Source organism: Pantoea sp. MBLJ3 (assembly GCF_000816655.1).
In the GTDB taxonomy this organism is placed as follows: Bacteria; Pseudomonadota; Gammaproteobacteria; order Enterobacterales; family Enterobacteriaceae; genus Pantoea; species Pantoea eucalypti.
The window spans coordinates 206,276-221,636 of sequence record NZ_JSUT01000004.1; the positions used below are offsets into that span (position 1 = coordinate 206,276).

The following is a 15,361-nucleotide window of genomic DNA, read 5'->3' on the forward strand; positions in this document are numbered from 1 at the left end:
ATCGTTTTCCACATGCTGTGAATAAAAATAAAAAGCTGTTGTCATTCAAATGCAATAACACTGATTTCGCTGCGAAATAACACATTGAAATATCTTCATTTATCTAAATATCAATAACTTATGTAAAAGTTGTGTTTATTTGATAATGAGGCTATCGCTTCGGTTAAAGCACAAAGCTGTGGATAACTCTGTTCAAAAACAATTTACAGATCGCCGTAAAGGGCGCAGATGATGGGATGCAGTGTTGTGGATAACCTTCAGGAAACAATCAAAACCCCGCGGCGTAAAACAGCCGGAAAACGGACTGAAACAGGGTGATGTAAATCTGGAGCGGGAAACGAGACTCGAACTCGCGACCCCGACCTTGGCAAGGTCGTGCTCTACCAACTGAGCTATTCCCGCATAGAAGGGCACTGCTTAATCAAAACTGGAGCGGGAAACGAGACTCGAACTCGCGACCCCGACCTTGGCAAGGTCGTGCTCTACCAACTGAGCTATTCCCGCAAAGAGGTTACTGCTTACATTTTAAAACTGGAGCGGGAAACGAGACTCGAACTCGCGACCCCGACCTTGGCAAGGTCGTGCTCTACCAACTGAGCTATTCCCGCGCCTTGTACCGTTAATAAATTCTTCACCGGTACGGGGTGCGCATTATACGAGAAATCGTTGCTGCTGCAAGCGTCTGAAAGCAAATATTTTCGCTTTCAGCGCGTTTGATGATTAAAACAGCAAACTGGTGATTTCATGCGCACCCTCAGTGGATTAAAGCTGCAAAAAGTGTTCGCGGTAGTAAGCCAGCTCCGCGACAGACTCACGGATATCATCCAGCGCCTGGTGCGTACCACCTTTTTTGAAGCCAGGCAGGATCTCCGGTTTCCAGCGACGTGCCAGCTCTTTCAACGTACTGACATCCAGATAGCGATAATGGAAATACGCTTCCAGTTCTGGCATGTACTTAAACAGGAAGCGACGATCCTGCCCGATACTGTTACCACAGATAGGCGACGTGTTCGCCGGAACCCACTGTTTCAGGAACTCAATGGTCGCCAGCTCTGCTGCGCGATCGTCAATCTGACTCTCCTTCACCCGCGCAACCAGACCGCTGTTGGTATGGGTGCGGACATTCCACTCATCCATCAGCGCCAGCTGCGCATCGGACTGATGGACCGCCATGACCGGACCTTCTGCCAGAATGTTCAGGTTGGCGTCAGTCACCAGGGTTGCAATCTCAATAATGCGATCGTGCGTCGGATCCAGTCCGGTCATCTCAAGATCAATCCAGATCAGATTCTGTTCATTTCCAGTAGCCATGCTTTTTCCTGCGGTTGCTGTAGTCGTCATTCACGATGAATAAGGTGTATCATAGACGTTTTGCCCAGCCGGGCGAAATCTGGCTAACGCTGTGAGGGTGAGTGAGTAAAAATAAACTGTCGAAGGGCCAACAACGTCGCGTAAGCGCTAACCACGATCGCCGTCTCAACCAACGCAGAGAGCGTCCGGAAGCGGATGACAACATGTTTGGTGAAGCTGCAGATGGGGTCGTTGTCAGTCGTTTTGGCATGCATGCTGATGTTGAGGATAGCGCAGGCGTCACCCACCGCTGCAATATCCGCCGCACGATCCGTTCTCTGGTAACGGGCGACCGGGTGATGTGGCGTCCGGCCACCAGCGGCGGCAAAGGCATTGTTGAAGCGGTGCATGAGCGCACCAGCGTATTAACCCGCCCCGATTTCTACGACGGCGTGAAGCCCATGGCGGCGAATATCGATCAGATCATTATCGTCTCTGCGATCCTGCCGGAACTGTCGCTTAACATCATCGATCGCTATCTGGTCGCCAGCGAAACGCTGGACATCGAACCGTTACTGGTCCTGAACAAAACCGATCTGCTGGATGACAAGGCGCGCGCCTTTGTCGATCAACAGATGGATATCTATCGCAACATTGGCTACCGCGTAGTGATGGTCTCCAGCCGGGCAAAAAACGGCCTGGACGATCTGAAAGCGGCCCTGACCGACCGCGTGAGTATCTTTGCTGGTCAGTCCGGTGTGGGTAAATCGAGTCTGTTGAATGCCCTGCTCGGCTTCGACAAAGAAGAGCAGGTCGCGATTCTGACCAACGAAGTGTCGGATGGCTCTGGCTTAGGCCAGCACACCACGACCGCATCGCGGCTGTATCACTTCCCGCACGGCGGCGACGTGATCGATTCTCCTGGCGTCCGTGAGTTTGGTTTGTGGCATCTGGAGCCGGAACAGGTAACACGCGGCTTTGTCGAATTCCGACCCTTCCTGGGCTATTGCAAATTCCGCGATTGTAAACATGACAGCGATCCGGGATGTGCCATTCGTGAAGCGGTCGAACAGGGAAAAATCAACCGGTCCCGTTTCGCTAACTACCACCGCATCCTGGAGAGCATGGCGCAGGTAAAAACGCGTAAAAATTTCCCTGATAGCGAAAATTAATCGGTATAACCGCGTCTGAACGGATAAGCCGGCGCTTTTTGCGAAGTGCGTTCCAGTGGTGCGTTCAGGCCGTGCAGCGTGCCGGAAATCGCGTATAGTCGCCATCTGAACGGGGCGCTGCTACAATCCGTCCCCTTTTTTACAACGTCCTGAAATAGCCAGGAGGCTAAGGTGTTTGATCGTTTAAAACTCGGCTTGAATCATATTCTCCCGAAGAAATGGCTGACTGAACTTGCCGGTTGGGGCGCCAGTCGCCGCGGTGGTTGGTTGACCAAACTGGTCATTGACATCTTTGTCTGGTTTTACAAAGTCGATATGGCGGAAGCGCGTAAGCCTGATACCGCAAGCTATCGCACGTTTAATGACTTTTTCGTTCGTCCGCTCAAAGACGATGCGCGTCCGCTGGATGCTGACGCCAGCCTCATTGCCCTGCCTGCGGATGGTGCGATCAGTCAGCTCGGCCATATTCATGGCGATCAGATTTTCCAGGCTAAAGGTCATCACTACACCATTGATGCCCTGCTGGCCGGCGATGAGCGGATGGCCGCTCAATTTGTGGAGGGTGAGTTCGTCACTACCTATCTGGCTCCACGCGATTATCACCGCGTCCACATGCCGTGTAACGGTATCCTGCGTGAGATGATTTACGTGCCCGGAGACCTCTACTCTGTAAATCCGCTGACCGCGCGTAACATTCCTAACCTGTTTGCCCGTAACGAGCGCGTTATCTGCTACTTCGAAACCGATATCGGCCCGATGGTGCAGATCCTGGTGGGTGCCACCATTGTCGGCAGTATTGAGACCGTCTGGGCTGGCACGATAACGCCGCCTCGTGAAGGCGTAATTAAGCGCTGGCATTATCCGGCTGCGGACGACGAAGGCGCCGTGGTGTTGCTGAAAGGTCAGGAAATGGGCCGCTTTAAACTCGGCTCTACCGTCATCAACCTGTTCGCGCCCGGTCGCGTCAAGCTGGCGGAAAGCCTGGAAGCAGAAAGCAAAACCCGTCTGGGTCAACCGCTGGCGATTGCGCTGCCGGTCTCCACAGACATTTCCGACGTCATTGTCGATTAAATTGAGTGTCCTCTGTGCGTTCGATTCTCCTCCTGCTGCTGAGCCTGTGGCTCAGCAGCCCGGCCTTTGCGGCCAGCCTTCCTGACGCCAGCCAGCTCAAACAGCAGCTGGAAGAGATAAAATCGGCCAAAAGTTCTCCGGCTCAGGCCGAACAGATCCAGACAATTGAAGCCGCCTTAAACTTCCTCTCAGAACGTGATGATTCCCTGGAGCGCGCGGCGCAATATCAGCAGGTGATTGATGACTTCCCGCGTCTGGCGCGCGAATTGCGTCAGCAGATTGCTGCGCTGAGTGACAACGGAAAAACGGTGCGAAGCAACATGAGCAGCGCCGAGCTGGATCAGGAGATCCTGCAGGTTAGCAGCCAGTTGCTGGAAGAGGGCCGTCAGGCGCGCCAGGAGCAGGATCGTGCGCGGGAGATCAGTGATTCATTGTCGCAGCTTCCACAGCAGCAGACGGAAGCGCGTCGGGCGATGACGGAGAGTGAACGCCGGCTGCAGGGCGTCAGCAGCAGTTCACCGCAGGGCCAGTTGCAGCTGGCAGCGCGTCAGGCTGAAAGTGCCGCGAATAAAGCACTCGTCGATGAACTTGAGCTGGCACAGCTCTCTGCCAATAATCGCCAGGAACTGGCGCGGATGCGGGCTGAAGCCCACCAGCGCAAAGCCACTCAGCTCGACAACTATCTGCAGGCACTGCGTAACCAGCTCAACGATCAGCGGCAACGCGAAGCGGAAGTTGCACTGGCCCGTACCGAGCAACTGGCGGAAAACAGTGGCGATCTGCCCCCAGAGATTAGCGATCAGTTTCGGGTTAACCGTGAACTCTCGGTTGCCCTGAATCAACAGGCGCAGCGCATGGATCTGGTGGCATCGCAGCAGCGGCTGGCGACTAATCAGATTATTCAGGTCCGTCAGGCGCTCTCTACACTGCGCGAGCAGTCCCAGTGGCTGGGGGCTTCTAATCTGCTGGGCGAAGCGCTTCGGGCACAGGTTGCGCGCCTGCCGGAGATGCCTAAGTCGCAGCAGATTGACAATGAGATGGCACAGCTTCGCGTACAGCGTCTCTATTATGAAGATCTGCTGGAGCGCCAGGAGACGCTGCGCAAGGGACGACAGGCCGATGGTCAACCCTTTACTGCTGAACAGAAGCGTATTCTTGATGCACAGCTACGCACCCAGCGGGAGCTGCTTAATTCGCTGATATCTGGCTGTGACACGCTGATTCTGGAGATTACCAAGCTCAAAGTCGGCAACACCCAGTTGCAGGATGCGCTGACGGAAGTCAAAGACGCGACCCACCGCTATCTTTTCTGGACCGCCGATGTCAGTCCGATCGGTTTAAGTTATCCGCTGGATCTGGCCAAAGATCTTTCCCGTCTGCTGTCGCTGGATACGCTGGGTCAGCTTGGCAAAGCGATGGCGATGATGTTTACCAGCCGCAATTCGGTGATCCCCATTATGGGTGCCTTGCTGCTGGTCGGCTTCAGCATCAGTTCTCGTCGTCACTTCAATGCTTTCCTTGATCGCTCCGCCAGCAAAGTCGGCAAGGTCACCCAGGATCGTTTCCGCCTGACCATCCGCACCGTGTTCTGGTCGATCCTGGTGGCGCTACCGCTACCGGTATTGTGGGGGGCATTGGGTTATGGTCTGCAGAACGCCTGGCCCTACCCTATCGCCGTGGCAATTGGTGATGGTATTACCGCCACGCTGCCGCTGCTGTGGGCGTTTATGATCAGCGCCGCCTTTGCCCGTCCCAACGGACTCTTCATTGTGCATTTCCGCTGGCCGCAAAATCGGGTGGCGCGCGCCATGCGCTACTACTCGCTGAGTATCGGCCTGATTGTGCCGCTTATTATGCTGCTGATCGCCTTTGGCAATCTGGAGGATCGACAGTTCTCCTCGTCACTGGGCCGTCTCTGTTTCATCCTGATTTGCGGGGCAATCAGCATTGTTACCGTCAGCCTGAAACGTTCCGGCATTCCGCTTTATCTCGATAAAGAAGGAAATGGCGAGAACATGGTGAACCGGATGCTGTGGAACCTGATGATCGCCATGCCACTGATGGCTGCCCTCGCCTCTGCTGTGGGTTATCTGGCTACTGCGCAGGCGCTGCTGGCGCGACTGGAGACCTCCGTCGCCATCTGGTTCCTGCTTCTGGTTATCTATCACATCATCCGCCGCTGGATGCTGATTCAGCGCCGCCGTCTTGGCTTTGATCGCGCCCGTCAGCGCCGTGCCGATATGCTGGCTAATCGTGCGCGCAGCGAAGAAGAGAAGGAGCAAGGCTCTCTCAATACCGACGCGATTGAGATCGAAGAGCCTGTGATCGATCTGGATGCGATCAGTGCGCAGTCGCTGCGGCTGGTGCGCTCGATCCTGACGCTGATCGCTCTGGTCTCTGTGATTGTGCTGTGGTCAGAGATCCACTCGGCCTTCGGCTTCCTGGAGAATATTCAGCTGTGGGATGTCAGTACGTCCGTACAGGGCGTCGAGTCGATTCAACCCATCACGCTGGGGTCAGTCCTGATCGCTATTCTGGTGTTTATTATCACCACGCAGCTTGTGCGTAACATGCCCGCACTGCTTGAACTGGCGTTGTTGCAGCATCTCAATCTGACGCCTGGCACAGGTTATGCCATCACCACACTGACCAAATATCTGCTGCTGCTGATTGGCGGACTGATTGGTTTCTCAATGATCGGCATTGAGTGGTCGAAACTGCAGTGGCTGGTTGCCGCACTGGGTGTAGGACTGGGGTTTGGTCTGCAGGAGATTTTTGCCAACTTTATCTCTGGCCTGATTATCCTGTTCGAAAAGCCCATTCGTATCGGCGATACCGTGACGATCCGTGACCTGACCGGCAGTATCACGCGGATTAATACCCGTGCGACCACCATTACCGACTGGGACCGCAAAGAGATCATCGTGCCCAACAAGGCCTTTATCACCGAGCAGTTTATTAACTGGTCGCTGTCAGATTCCGTCACGCGCGTGGTACTGACTATTCCGGCACCGGCGAAAGTGAGTAGTGAACAGGTCACAACCATTCTGATTCAGGCGGCTGAGCGCTGCAGCTATGTGCTGGACACGCCGCAGCCAGAAGCCTTCCTGGTCGATCTGCAGCAGGGAATTCAGTTGTTTGAACTCCGTGTGCATGCTGCGGAGATGGGACACCGAATGCCGCTGCGCCACGAGCTGCATCAGTTGATTCTGAGCGGATTTGACCAGCACGGTATTGAGATGCCGTTCCCGCCATTCCAGATGCGTATGGAGACCCTGGGCAAGAAGGTGCCTGCCAGCAACGGGGCACCTGCAGCCCGCGCCTATAAATCTGGCGGCCTGTAATGCAAAACGCCCGGCAAAGCCGGGCGTTATTACAACTCTGAGCCGTCAGTTACTGCTTAACGAACTCTTCGCCCTGAGCGATATCTTTCTTCAGCGTGTCCAGCATGCCTGACAGCGCCTGCTGTTCGAACGCGCTGAGAGTACCAATTGGCATGCGTTCAGCAATGCCGTTTTTACCTAACAGCAATGGCTGAGAGAAGAAGCGGGCATGTTCACCCTCACCTTCCACGTAAGCACACTCCACCACATTCGCCTCACCCTTCAGTGCACGAACCAGTGATAAACCGAAACGTGCAGCTGCCTGGCCCATCGACAGCGTGGCCGAACCGCCACCCGCTTTGGCTTCCACCACTTCGGTACCGGCGTTCTGAATGCGTTTGGTCAGATCAGCCACTTCCTGATCGCTGAAGCTGACACCTTTGACCTGCGACAGGAGCGGCAGAATGGTTACACCAGAGTGACCGCCAATGACCGGTACTTCAATCTGATCTGGCTGTTTGCCTTTCAGCGCTGCCACGAAGGTATTGGCACGGATGATGTCCAGTGTGGTGACACCGAACAGGCGATTTTTGTCGTAAACGCCATGTTTTTTCAGCACTTCTGCCGCAATCGCAACGGTGGTGTTAACCGGATTGGTAATAACACCAATCAATGCTTCAGGCGCCGTGGTAGCGACCTGTTCGATCAGGTTCCGAACAATACCAGCGTTAACGTTAAACAGGTCTGCGCGATCCATACCAGGTTTACGTGCGACACCCGCGGAAATCAGTACCACATCTGCACCTTGTAAGGCGGGGGTGGCATCTTCTCCACTGAACCCCTGGATAGACACTGCAGTAGGAATATGGCTGAGATCGACGGCAACGCCCGGTGTAACCGGCGCGATGTCATACAGTGAGAGTTCTGAACCTGCGGGAAGCTGGGTTTTGAGCAGAAGTGCGAGCGCCTGGCCTATGCCGCCAGCGGCACCGAGAACGGCAACTTTCATTCTTAACTCCTTATTAAGGTGGGGCAGAGATGGGCCGAAATTCTATCTGTGTCAGACCTTAATCAACTGCTCAGGCGATGATAAATATCCGCTGTTAATTCTACGTGTTTTCACAGTTAATCGCCGGATTCAAAAGTTACTTATCATTGCGCCTGAATGACCGACAACTTTGCCGTCGTCAGACAGAGAACGGCTGTGAGCGTTTTCTGTTGCTATTTCTGTTACTACACCACCAATAATATAACAACTTTGCAACCTTCGCCTTCCGGGGCTGTGACGGGGGTTTTGGTCTGAGCGTATTTATTTGCTATTATCGCCGCCCGCTAGCCGCCCGAACCCTGCTCATCAATCGACCGATTGCATAAAAATGCATTAAAATGCATAATCACCACTCTGCCGCAGGCGGCTGCGCGGTTATTCTCTCTATTTATTGGTAACCTATGCGAAACCCATCGAAACAAGACGATCTGATCAAGGCTTTTAAAGCCTTATTAAAAGAAGAAAAATTCAGTTCCCAGGGCGAAATTGTTCAGGCGCTTCAGGATCAGGGCTTTGAAAATATCAATCAGTCCAAAGTCTCGCGCATGCTAACCAAGTTTGGCGCTGTGCGCACCCGCAATGCCAAGATGGAGATGGTCTATTGCCTGCCTGCTGAGCTGGGTGTGCCGACCACGACAAGTCCGTTAAAAAACCTGGTACTGGATATCGACTACAACGATGCCCTGGTGGTAATTCATACCAGCCCGGGCGCAGCACAGCTGATTGCACGCCTGCTGGATTCACTGGGTAAGTCGGAAGGAATTCTTGGCACCATTGCTGGCGATGACACGATCTTTATCACCCGTGCGCGCGACTTCACGGTTAAGCAACTGCACAGCGCAATCCTGAACCTGTTTGAACAGGAACTGTGATTGCTGACTGACGGCCTGCACTCCCGTGCCAGGTCGTCAGTTTGTTTTCTCTTCTCACCGTGTTACATCACACTGTTCCGCTGCTTAATATGTCATAAGCCCGCTTTCATGCGCCTGACCGTCAGACATATCGCTTACTCTGCTTCACTATTTGCGCTATTTTACACTGCTTTACATCACCGATCCGGTAACATTGCCCGGATCCAGATCAAACTCCAGTCCAATCCCCGCCAACTTTCGCACTAAACGTTAAAGTGATCTATCTCACTGTTTTTGTGATTATAAAACCCTCAAAGGCTACTTTTTAACCCGTTTTTATAACGTTAAGTTATTAAAAGTAGCCATAAGGATAAAGAATCACAAAAAAACATTATTAGCGGAGTATTAATTTCTGTCGTTATTAGTTCTATACTTCTTTTCGTGATGCAAATCACACTAACTAAAAAGATAAAAATAGACGACGAGGAAATATCTATGAACGTAAAAACTACCATCGCTGCCCTGAGCATTCTCTCTGCCCTTTCATTTGGTGCAGTTGCCGCAGAATCTATCGATGCCTCTCAGGCACAGGATCTGCAGGCAGTCGGCACCATCAGTGTCAGCGGCGTTGCCGGTTCACCGATGGATATTAAGCAGCAACTCAGTGACAAAGCCGATCAGCAGGGCGCAAAAGCCTATCGCGTGATTGAGGCTTACAACAACGGCAATTATCACGCTACCGCCGCACTATATAACTAAGGCGTAGCCCGATAATGCCAGTGGTTCTCCGTCTGACGCGCCCTTTGCGCTCCGGAGTGAAGCAAATAATTCAGGAGATTTGACCATGAAAACGAAATTAGCGATTGCCGCACTGAGTCTGGCTTCACTGTTCTCAGTAGGTGCCAGTGCTGCAAGCCTGGTGTCCAATGAGCAGGCACAGGGCCTGCAATCAATGAATCAGACCATCAGTATTGGTGGACGCAACGGTGACCAGACGCATGTCCGTCAGGTCCTGTCTGAGAAAGCGGACGCACAGGGTGCAAGCCACTATCGCATCATCGAAAACAACCAGGATAACACCTGGCATGTCACCGCTGAGCTTTATAAATAATTAACCGTGATGGCGCCTGAAGGCGCATGAAAATATCGACGACCCGCCTTTATGAGTAACCGCAGGTTGTTGATTGTATTGAGGAGATAATCATGAATATCAAAACAACCATCGCTACAGTCAGTCTGCTTTCCGTTATGGCGTTTGGCGCATCTGCTGCGCAGCTGGTAACCGGCGATCAGACGCAGAACCTGCAGCCTGCGGGCACCGTAAGCATCAGTGGAACCGCGGGTGCACCAATGGATTACCGTGCAGCGCTTTCACAGAAAGCGGATGAACAAGGTGCCAGCGCCTATAAAGTCATTGAAGCGCGCACGGGTGATAACTACCACATCACCGCACAGCTTTATAAGTAATTCCTCGTCAGATTTATGACGAACCCTTTGGCCCCGCTCGCCGGGGCCTTTTTTTATCTGACGTTAAAGTGCAGCCTGCCTTCCAGCTCCTCTTCCGCTTCATCAAATAACAGAATCAGCGCACCATAGCGACGCCGCTGTCCCCTGCCGAGATTTATAAATTCAATCTCCAGTGGCATGGGTAACAGATCGCTCGTCACGACATCCCATAATCCATCCAGGTCGCAGATGCGGCGTTCCTCCAGCGTAAAACGCTCGCTGAACTGGCGGAAAAAATGGGCCTGATCGACAATTTCATTAAAATCAAAACGCTCGATTTTCATGCTGACGGCTCCCATGCTCCGTCTGCGGGCGGCCTTTGCCGCCCCCGTTCATGTCCGCTAGTCCAAGCCGCCCAGATGCAGCGCTTTGACCTCCAGATACTCCTCCATGCCAAGTACCGAGCCTTCCCGACCCAGACCCGACTCTTTAACACCACCAAAGGGTGCCAGCTCGGTTGAAACAGCACATTCATTAATACCGATCATGCCACTTTCCAGCGCCGCTGAAACACGGAACACCCGTTGCAGATTTTGAGTGTAAAAGTAAGCGGCAAGACCAAACGGCGTATCGTTGGCCCGGCGGATGACATCCTCTTCGTCATCAAAGCGGAAACAGGCGGCCACCGGACCAAACGTCTCTTCCTGGGCGAGTTGCATACCTTCGTGTGCCTCGGTAATTACGGTCGGCTGCCAGAAGTTGCCGCCCAGTGCATGACGTTCGCCGCCCGCCAGTAATTTGCCACCTTTCGCTACCGCGTCTTTAACGTGTTGCTCAACCTTCTCCACTGCTGATGCTTCAATTAAGGGGCCGACAATGACGCCCTCTTCCATCCCGTTGCCCACCTTCAGCGCGTTCACTTCGGCGGCCAGTTGTTGTGTGAAGCGGTCATAGACGGCGTTGTGAATGTAAAAGCGATTAACGCTGACGCACACCTGGCCCGCATTGCGAAATTTGTTGGCAATCGCACCCTGAACGGCAGCCTCAATGTCGGCATCGTCGAACACGATATAAGGGGCATTCCCGCCAAGCTCCATCGATACTTTTTTCATGGTTTCGGCGGCATTGCGCATCAGCAGCTTGCCCACCTGGGTAGAGCCGGTAAACGAGATTTTGCGCACCCCTTTGCTGGCCATGATTGCATCGCTGATAGCATGAGTATCACCCGCGACCGCGTTCAGTACGCCATCTGGCACGCCTGCCTGCTTCGCCAGTGCCAGCAAGGCAAAGGCGGAAAGTGGCGTGTTGTTGGCGGGTTTAATAATGCCGGTACAGCCTGCTGCCAGAGCCGGGCCCAGTTTGCGGGTCAGCATTGCCATCGGAAAATTCCACGGCGTGATGGCAGCCACTACGCCAATCGGCTCGCGAGTGGCCAGAATACGGGAGCCTGGTTTTGCGGGTGGAATGATCTCTCCATTAGCTCGTTTCGCCTGCTCGGCAAACCACTGGATAAAACTGGCGGCATACTCGACTTCCCCTTCCGCCTCTTTCAGGGGCTTGCCTTGTTCGGTCGTCATTAGCTGTCCAAGCCAGCGCTTATTCTCAATGATCAACTGATACCAGCGAGTAAGAATGTCAGCGCGCTCTTTCGCCGTCTTCGCCCGCCAGGCAGGAAAGGCACGTTCTGCGGCGGCGATTGCCTGTTCCGTTTCAGCTTTCCCTGCTTTTGCAACCTGCGCAATCACCTCACCGGTTGCCGGGTTAGTGACGTCAAAAGTGGAGGCAGCCTGATGCCACTGACCGTCCGCTAAATAGCCGGTCCGGAACAGTTCGCTCTCTTGCAGTGATTTCATTGATTCGCTCCTGTCAGTTTTACGCTTCCGTCTGAAGAGTATAGTTGGCAAAAGCGACAGATTTTGTGTCGGGCGGGGATTGCGCCGGCCGCTGCAGGTGACAGCGGCCAGTTTCAGATTTGGATGAGCGTGTTCTGATACTTATCCAGCATCATCGCCAGTCGTTTTACGGGTTCTGTTACGCTGACGGGTGCATCGTAATGGACCAGTTTCTCCTGATAGACATCCAGCTCCTTCAGCAGACGCTCAAAGTAGTAACGGCGCTTGTCGTCGCTGCTGGCGGAGATCACCCGATCTGCGGTGTAACGCAGTTGTCGGTGATACGCAGAGAGGTCTGCGTTAACCGGCACGTCTGCATCACGTAAGCGCTGATGGCCAATGATCAGTGTCAGCGCGATGCGATATTTATTGATATCGCCTGGAAACAGATTCAGCAGCAAAAACAGTTGCTGATAGAGCGCTGGCAAATGGTTTTCACGTCGCCGCGCCTGATTGGTGGTCATGGCGGAGACGGCCGCATACATAAAGCGATTCAGCAGCTTGCGTCCGGTACGCGCCTTTGATTTATCACGAATTAACAGGATCACCATCATCGCCACAAAGCAGCCGATAACCTGTCCGAGCACGTTGTCCAGAAAGACATTGGTGTGAAATTGCATCGGATTATCAAGAACCACGACGTTGAGAGTACCAATTAAGGCGCCCAGCGTGCCGATCTGACGCCGCTGAATAAAGATGCCAGCGATAAAGCCCAGCACGCCAATTGCGATGCAGAGCAGCAATGCGCTCTGCTGAGTAGCAGGGAGAACATACATAAAGTAGAGCGCACCCAGCGGAACCGCGACTGTCATGCCGTAGAGAAAATCTTTGGCCATCATCAGTGGATTAGGCATACGCATTGCCAGTGCGGTGATTACCGCCAGCATCACCATACAGCCACTGCCTGAGGTCCAGCCGGTATAAAGCCAGAACAGTGAACCCAGCGCAGTCGCAACGAAGGTACGAATACCGTTGATCATCGCATGATGTGTTTCAGCGGAACGCGCCTGAATCACCACTTCCCGCTGTAAAATCTCCTCTTCCAGCGAGGTGATTCGGCTGTTGCTTTTGATACCATTGAGCAGCAGGAGATATTCGGTGGCAGTGCTAACCCAACTGGCCAGCGTGACCGGCGTCGATTTGCCACTGGCACCGATCACCCGCCGCATCACTTTCATCCGCTTGTGCACCTCTTCAACCGTCGACGCGGGCTTTTCAACCATCAAACGATATTGAGGCGGAATGTAGTCAGGGCGAGAATTCTGAATGAGGAAGGTTTCAGCAGCCTGCGTAATCAGCGTCAGCGACAACGTGTTCAGCATCTGCAAACGGCGGTGACTGTTCTTCCAGCGTGACGACTCCATCATCAGCTGGCTGCGCATGCTGTTCAGGGCTGAAGTGCGACGCACCAGGGCTCCCCATGCTTTGTCGACCTCTTCTTTATCACCATGTGCGACGCAGAGTTGCAGCAGGTGATAATGCGCCACCAGCAGCGAATCCACTTCGGCGTCGATCACTTTTTTGATTGAACGTGGCGAGAAGATCATGTCGGCCAGAATGGCACACAAAATACCGAGAACGATTTCACTGCAACGCTCAACGGCGTATTGCGGTACCAGTGTCAGACCGCCGCTGGCGTTGGCCGTGACCACAATAATGAGCGCCGTGTAGCCCGCCAGTCCCAGTGCGTAAGAGTTTTCAACTTTGATCAGCGACGAGAGCCAGACGCAGAGCCCTGCCCAGATGCAGCACAGCAGCAGCATCACGACCGGCGCACGAACGGTGGCAATCATGATGGTCAGCGCGGCAATACACCCAATGAATGTCCCGATAATACGCAAAACACCGCGATAACGCAGCGCCCCGGAATAGGGATCACCACCGGCCGCAAACGCGGTGCCGCCCGCCACGATCCCGGCGGTCATCACTGCCCAGCGTGGCGTTTCAAGGTTCAGGTGGAACCCCACCATCAGCGCTAATACCAGCGCAAAGGTGAGTTTTACCGGGAAACGCAGAAACTGGATCATATCGCCCTCTTAACCAAACTCACGCAGGCGATTAAACAGTCGGATCATCGGTGACACCTGTTCAGGCTGACGATCGACCTGGCCCGTTATCACCACCGTTGCCGTGGTTCCTGCCGGGAAGCGATTACCTGGCTGGTCATCCAGCCGAATTCGCACAGGCACACGCTGCGCCAAACGGACCCACTCCAGGTTGGAGTCCACTGTTGCCATACCTTTACTGTCGACCGAGCTGCTGCTATTGGTCACGCCAGCCGCCACACTATCGACCGTGCCACGCAATACAATGTTGCTGCCAAGCGGCGTAACTTCCGCGCGGTAACCCTTCTCAACACCGTGCAGTTTGGTCTCTTCCAGGTAAGCCAGTACATAGAAGGAGTGCTGCTGAACCAGCGCTACTGCCACAGAACCGCGGGTAATAAACTCACCCTGGTAGACATTAAGGTTAGTGACCCAGCCGTCGGATGGCGCTTTTACAGTGGTGCGTTCAAGGTCAATCGCCGCCAGATCGCGTGTTGCCACCGATTTCGCCAGCTGATGCTCGCTGGTTTGCAGATCGTTATTGGATTGCTCGATAGCCTCGCGCGACATCGCGGAGGTGCCAAGCTGATTTCGTCGTCCGGCTTCGCGACGTTTCTCACTCACCAGTGCCTGATAGTACTCAACATCCGCCTGTGCCTGATCAAGCGCTTTCTGATAGCGCGGCCGATCAACCACAAACAGCGTATCGCCCTTTTTAACCAGCTGATTGTCGTGTACCGGAACATCGGTAATGAGGCCGGTGACGTCAGGCGAAATCGCCACCACGTCTGCCGCGAAACGTGCATCCCGGGTCCAGGGCGATTCGGTGTAGAACACCCAGGCGCGGAAAATGATTACCACAGCGATGATGACCAGCAGAATAGTGATCGCGTAGCGCGCGATTTTTCTTATGAGTGCTTTCACTTCAACCTCAGACTAATAAACGGGAGACAAGGTAAAACACACAGCAGTAAAGCGCTGTATTAAAAAGTGCCGGATGCCAGACAAGATCGTAGATACCGCTCGGCGTGAGCACACGTTTCACTAACCAGAACAGCATCAGTGAAATAATAAGTTCGATGAAAACGGGCGGAAAAGAGAGCCCAAACATGACAAATACCGGAAGCACACTCATCAAAAATCCTTAGTTCGACCTTGCCGGGATACTCCTTTGCCTTTTCAGATTTCGCGGGAAACCCATCTGGCAGCGCTATCCGAACCGC

General features: G+C 53.7%; 14 protein-coding genes and 3 tRNA genes. 7 read left to right on the plus strand and 10 right to left on the minus strand.

The window, feature by feature from the left end; genetic code table 11:
- Positions 1-326 precede the first annotated feature (326 nt).
- From NP77_RS06245 to orn, 4 genes are all read right to left on the minus strand, one after another.
- Positions 327-402 (minus strand) — tRNA-Gly (locus tag NP77_RS06245).
- A 26-nt stretch (positions 403-428) separates the two neighbouring features.
- Positions 429-504, minus strand: a tRNA-Gly gene (locus NP77_RS06250).
- Positions 505-532: 28 nt separating this feature from the next.
- A tRNA-Gly gene (locus NP77_RS06255) sits at positions 533-608 on the minus strand.
- A 154-nt stretch (positions 609-762) separates the two neighbouring features.
- Complete coding sequence (orn, locus tag NP77_RS06260) at positions 763-1,311, minus strand: oligoribonuclease (protein WP_003855299.1); 549 nt, start codon at positions 1,309-1,311, stop codon at positions 763-765.
- Positions 1,312-1,412: 101 nt separating this feature from the next.
- Here orn and rsgA point away from each other — a divergent pair, with 101 nt between their 5' ends.
- The 3 genes from rsgA (at position 1,413) to mscM (ending at position 6,877) form a co-directional block, all read left to right on the plus strand.
- Positions 1,413-2,462 (plus strand): small ribosomal subunit biogenesis GTPase RsgA, encoded by a 1,050-nt coding sequence (gene rsgA, locus NP77_RS06265; protein ID WP_008925804.1) that lies wholly within the window; start codon positions 1,413-1,415, stop codon positions 2,460-2,462.
- 171 nt (positions 2,463-2,633) lie between these two features.
- Entirely contained in the window at positions 2,634-3,533 is a 900-nt protein-coding gene (gene asd, locus NP77_RS06270; RefSeq protein WP_039659441.1) for an archaetidylserine decarboxylase, read from the plus strand.
- Between the two features lie 14 nt (positions 3,534-3,547).
- Positions 3,548-6,877 carry a miniconductance mechanosensitive channel MscM gene (gene mscM / locus NP77_RS06275; protein ID WP_039659456.1) on the plus strand — a complete coding sequence of 1,110 codons (3,330 nt, stop codon included), beginning with the start codon at positions 3,548-3,550 and terminating at the stop codon, positions 6,875-6,877.
- 49 nt (positions 6,878-6,926) lie between these two features.
- Here mscM and mdh read toward each other — a convergent pair whose 3' ends face one another.
- A complete protein-coding gene (gene mdh / locus NP77_RS06280; RefSeq protein ID WP_003855294.1) occupies positions 6,927-7,865 on the minus strand; it encodes a malate dehydrogenase in 939 nt (312 codons plus the stop codon).
- Positions 7,866-8,305: 440 nt separating this feature from the next.
- Here mdh and argR point away from each other — a divergent pair, with 440 nt between their 5' ends.
- From argR to yhcN (NP77_RS06300), 4 genes are all read left to right on the plus strand, one after another.
- A complete protein-coding gene (gene argR / locus NP77_RS06285) occupies positions 8,306-8,776 on the plus strand; it encodes a transcriptional regulator ArgR (RefSeq protein ID WP_003855293.1) in 471 nt (156 codons plus the stop codon).
- A gap of 474 nt (positions 8,777-9,250) precedes the next feature.
- Entirely contained in the window at positions 9,251-9,514 is a 264-nt protein-coding gene (gene yhcN, locus NP77_RS06290; RefSeq protein WP_003855290.1) for a peroxide/acid stress response protein YhcN, read from the plus strand.
- An 85-nt stretch (positions 9,515-9,599) separates the two neighbouring features.
- The gene (locus NP77_RS06295) at positions 9,600-9,866 is read left to right on the plus strand and encodes a YdgH/BhsA/McbA-like domain containing protein (protein WP_003855289.1); all 267 of its coding nucleotides are present in this window, start codon (positions 9,600-9,602) and stop codon (positions 9,864-9,866) included.
- A 92-nt stretch (positions 9,867-9,958) separates the two neighbouring features.
- Positions 9,959-10,222: a peroxide/acid stress response protein YhcN gene (gene yhcN, locus NP77_RS06300; RefSeq protein ID WP_003855286.1), complete on the plus strand. Its 264-nt coding sequence runs from the start codon at positions 9,959-9,961 to the stop codon at positions 10,220-10,222.
- Positions 10,223-10,275: 53 nt separating this feature from the next.
- Here the strand turns inward: yhcN (NP77_RS06300) and NP77_RS06305 are convergent, their stop codons facing one another.
- The 5 genes from NP77_RS06305 to aaeX form a co-directional block, all read right to left on the minus strand.
- On the minus strand, positions 10,276-10,545 hold the full coding sequence (locus tag NP77_RS06305; RefSeq protein ID WP_003855285.1) for a hypothetical protein: 270 nt from the start codon (positions 10,543-10,545) through the stop codon (positions 10,276-10,278).
- 57 nt (positions 10,546-10,602) lie between these two features.
- Entirely contained in the window at positions 10,603-12,054 is a 1,452-nt protein-coding gene (locus NP77_RS06310) for an NAD-dependent succinate-semialdehyde dehydrogenase (protein ID WP_003855282.1), read from the minus strand.
- Positions 12,055-12,167: 113 nt separating this feature from the next.
- Complete coding sequence (aaeB, locus tag NP77_RS06315; RefSeq protein WP_039659442.1) at positions 12,168-14,120, minus strand: p-hydroxybenzoic acid efflux pump subunit AaeB; 1,953 nt, start codon at positions 14,118-14,120, stop codon at positions 12,168-12,170.
- Between the two features lie 9 nt (positions 14,121-14,129).
- The gene (aaeA, locus tag NP77_RS06320) at positions 14,130-15,062 is read right to left on the minus strand and encodes a p-hydroxybenzoic acid efflux pump subunit AaeA (protein ID WP_008925808.1); all 933 of its coding nucleotides are present in this window, start codon (positions 15,060-15,062) and stop codon (positions 14,130-14,132) included.
- A gap of 7 nt (positions 15,063-15,069) precedes the next feature.
- Positions 15,070-15,273, minus strand: coding sequence for a p-hydroxybenzoic acid efflux pump operon protein AaeX (aaeX, locus tag NP77_RS06325; protein ID WP_003855277.1), 204 nt, complete (start codon positions 15,271-15,273; stop codon positions 15,070-15,072).
- Positions 15,274-15,361: the final 88 nt, after the last annotated feature.

What these genes read in the sequence shown, in the direction of transcription:
- NP77_RS06310 (WP_003855282.1), bottom strand. Translation starts at nt 12,054, where the DNA reads ATGAAATCACTGCAAGAGAGCGAACTGTTCCGGACCGGCTATTTAGCG.
- mdh (WP_003855294.1), bottom strand. Translation starts at nt 7,865, where the DNA reads ATGAAAGTTGCCGTTCTCGGTGCCGCTGGCGGCATAGGCCAGGCGCTC.
- yhcN (WP_003855290.1), top strand. Translation starts at nt 9,251, where the DNA reads ATGAACGTAAAAACTACCATCGCTGCCCTGAGCATTCTCTCTGCCCTT.
- NP77_RS06295 (WP_003855289.1), top strand. Translation starts at nt 9,600, where the DNA reads ATGAAAACGAAATTAGCGATTGCCGCACTGAGTCTGGCTTCACTGTTC.
- argR (WP_003855293.1), top strand. Translation starts at nt 8,306, where the DNA reads ATGCGAAACCCATCGAAACAAGACGATCTGATCAAGGCTTTTAAAGCC.
- orn (WP_003855299.1), bottom strand. Translation starts at nt 1,311, where the DNA reads ATGGCTACTGGAAATGAACAGAATCTGATCTGGATTGATCTTGAGATG.
- NP77_RS06305 (WP_003855285.1), bottom strand. Translation starts at nt 10,545, where the DNA reads ATGAAAATCGAGCGTTTTGATTTTAATGAAATTGTCGATCAGGCCCAT.
- aaeX (WP_003855277.1), bottom strand. Translation starts at nt 15,273, where the DNA reads ATGAGTGTGCTTCCGGTATTTGTCATGTTTGGGCTCTCTTTTCCGCCC.
- aaeB (WP_039659442.1), bottom strand. Translation starts at nt 14,120, where the DNA reads ATGATCCAGTTTCTGCGTTTCCCGGTAAAACTCACCTTTGCGCTGGTA.
- yhcN (WP_003855286.1), top strand. Translation starts at nt 9,959, where the DNA reads ATGAATATCAAAACAACCATCGCTACAGTCAGTCTGCTTTCCGTTATG.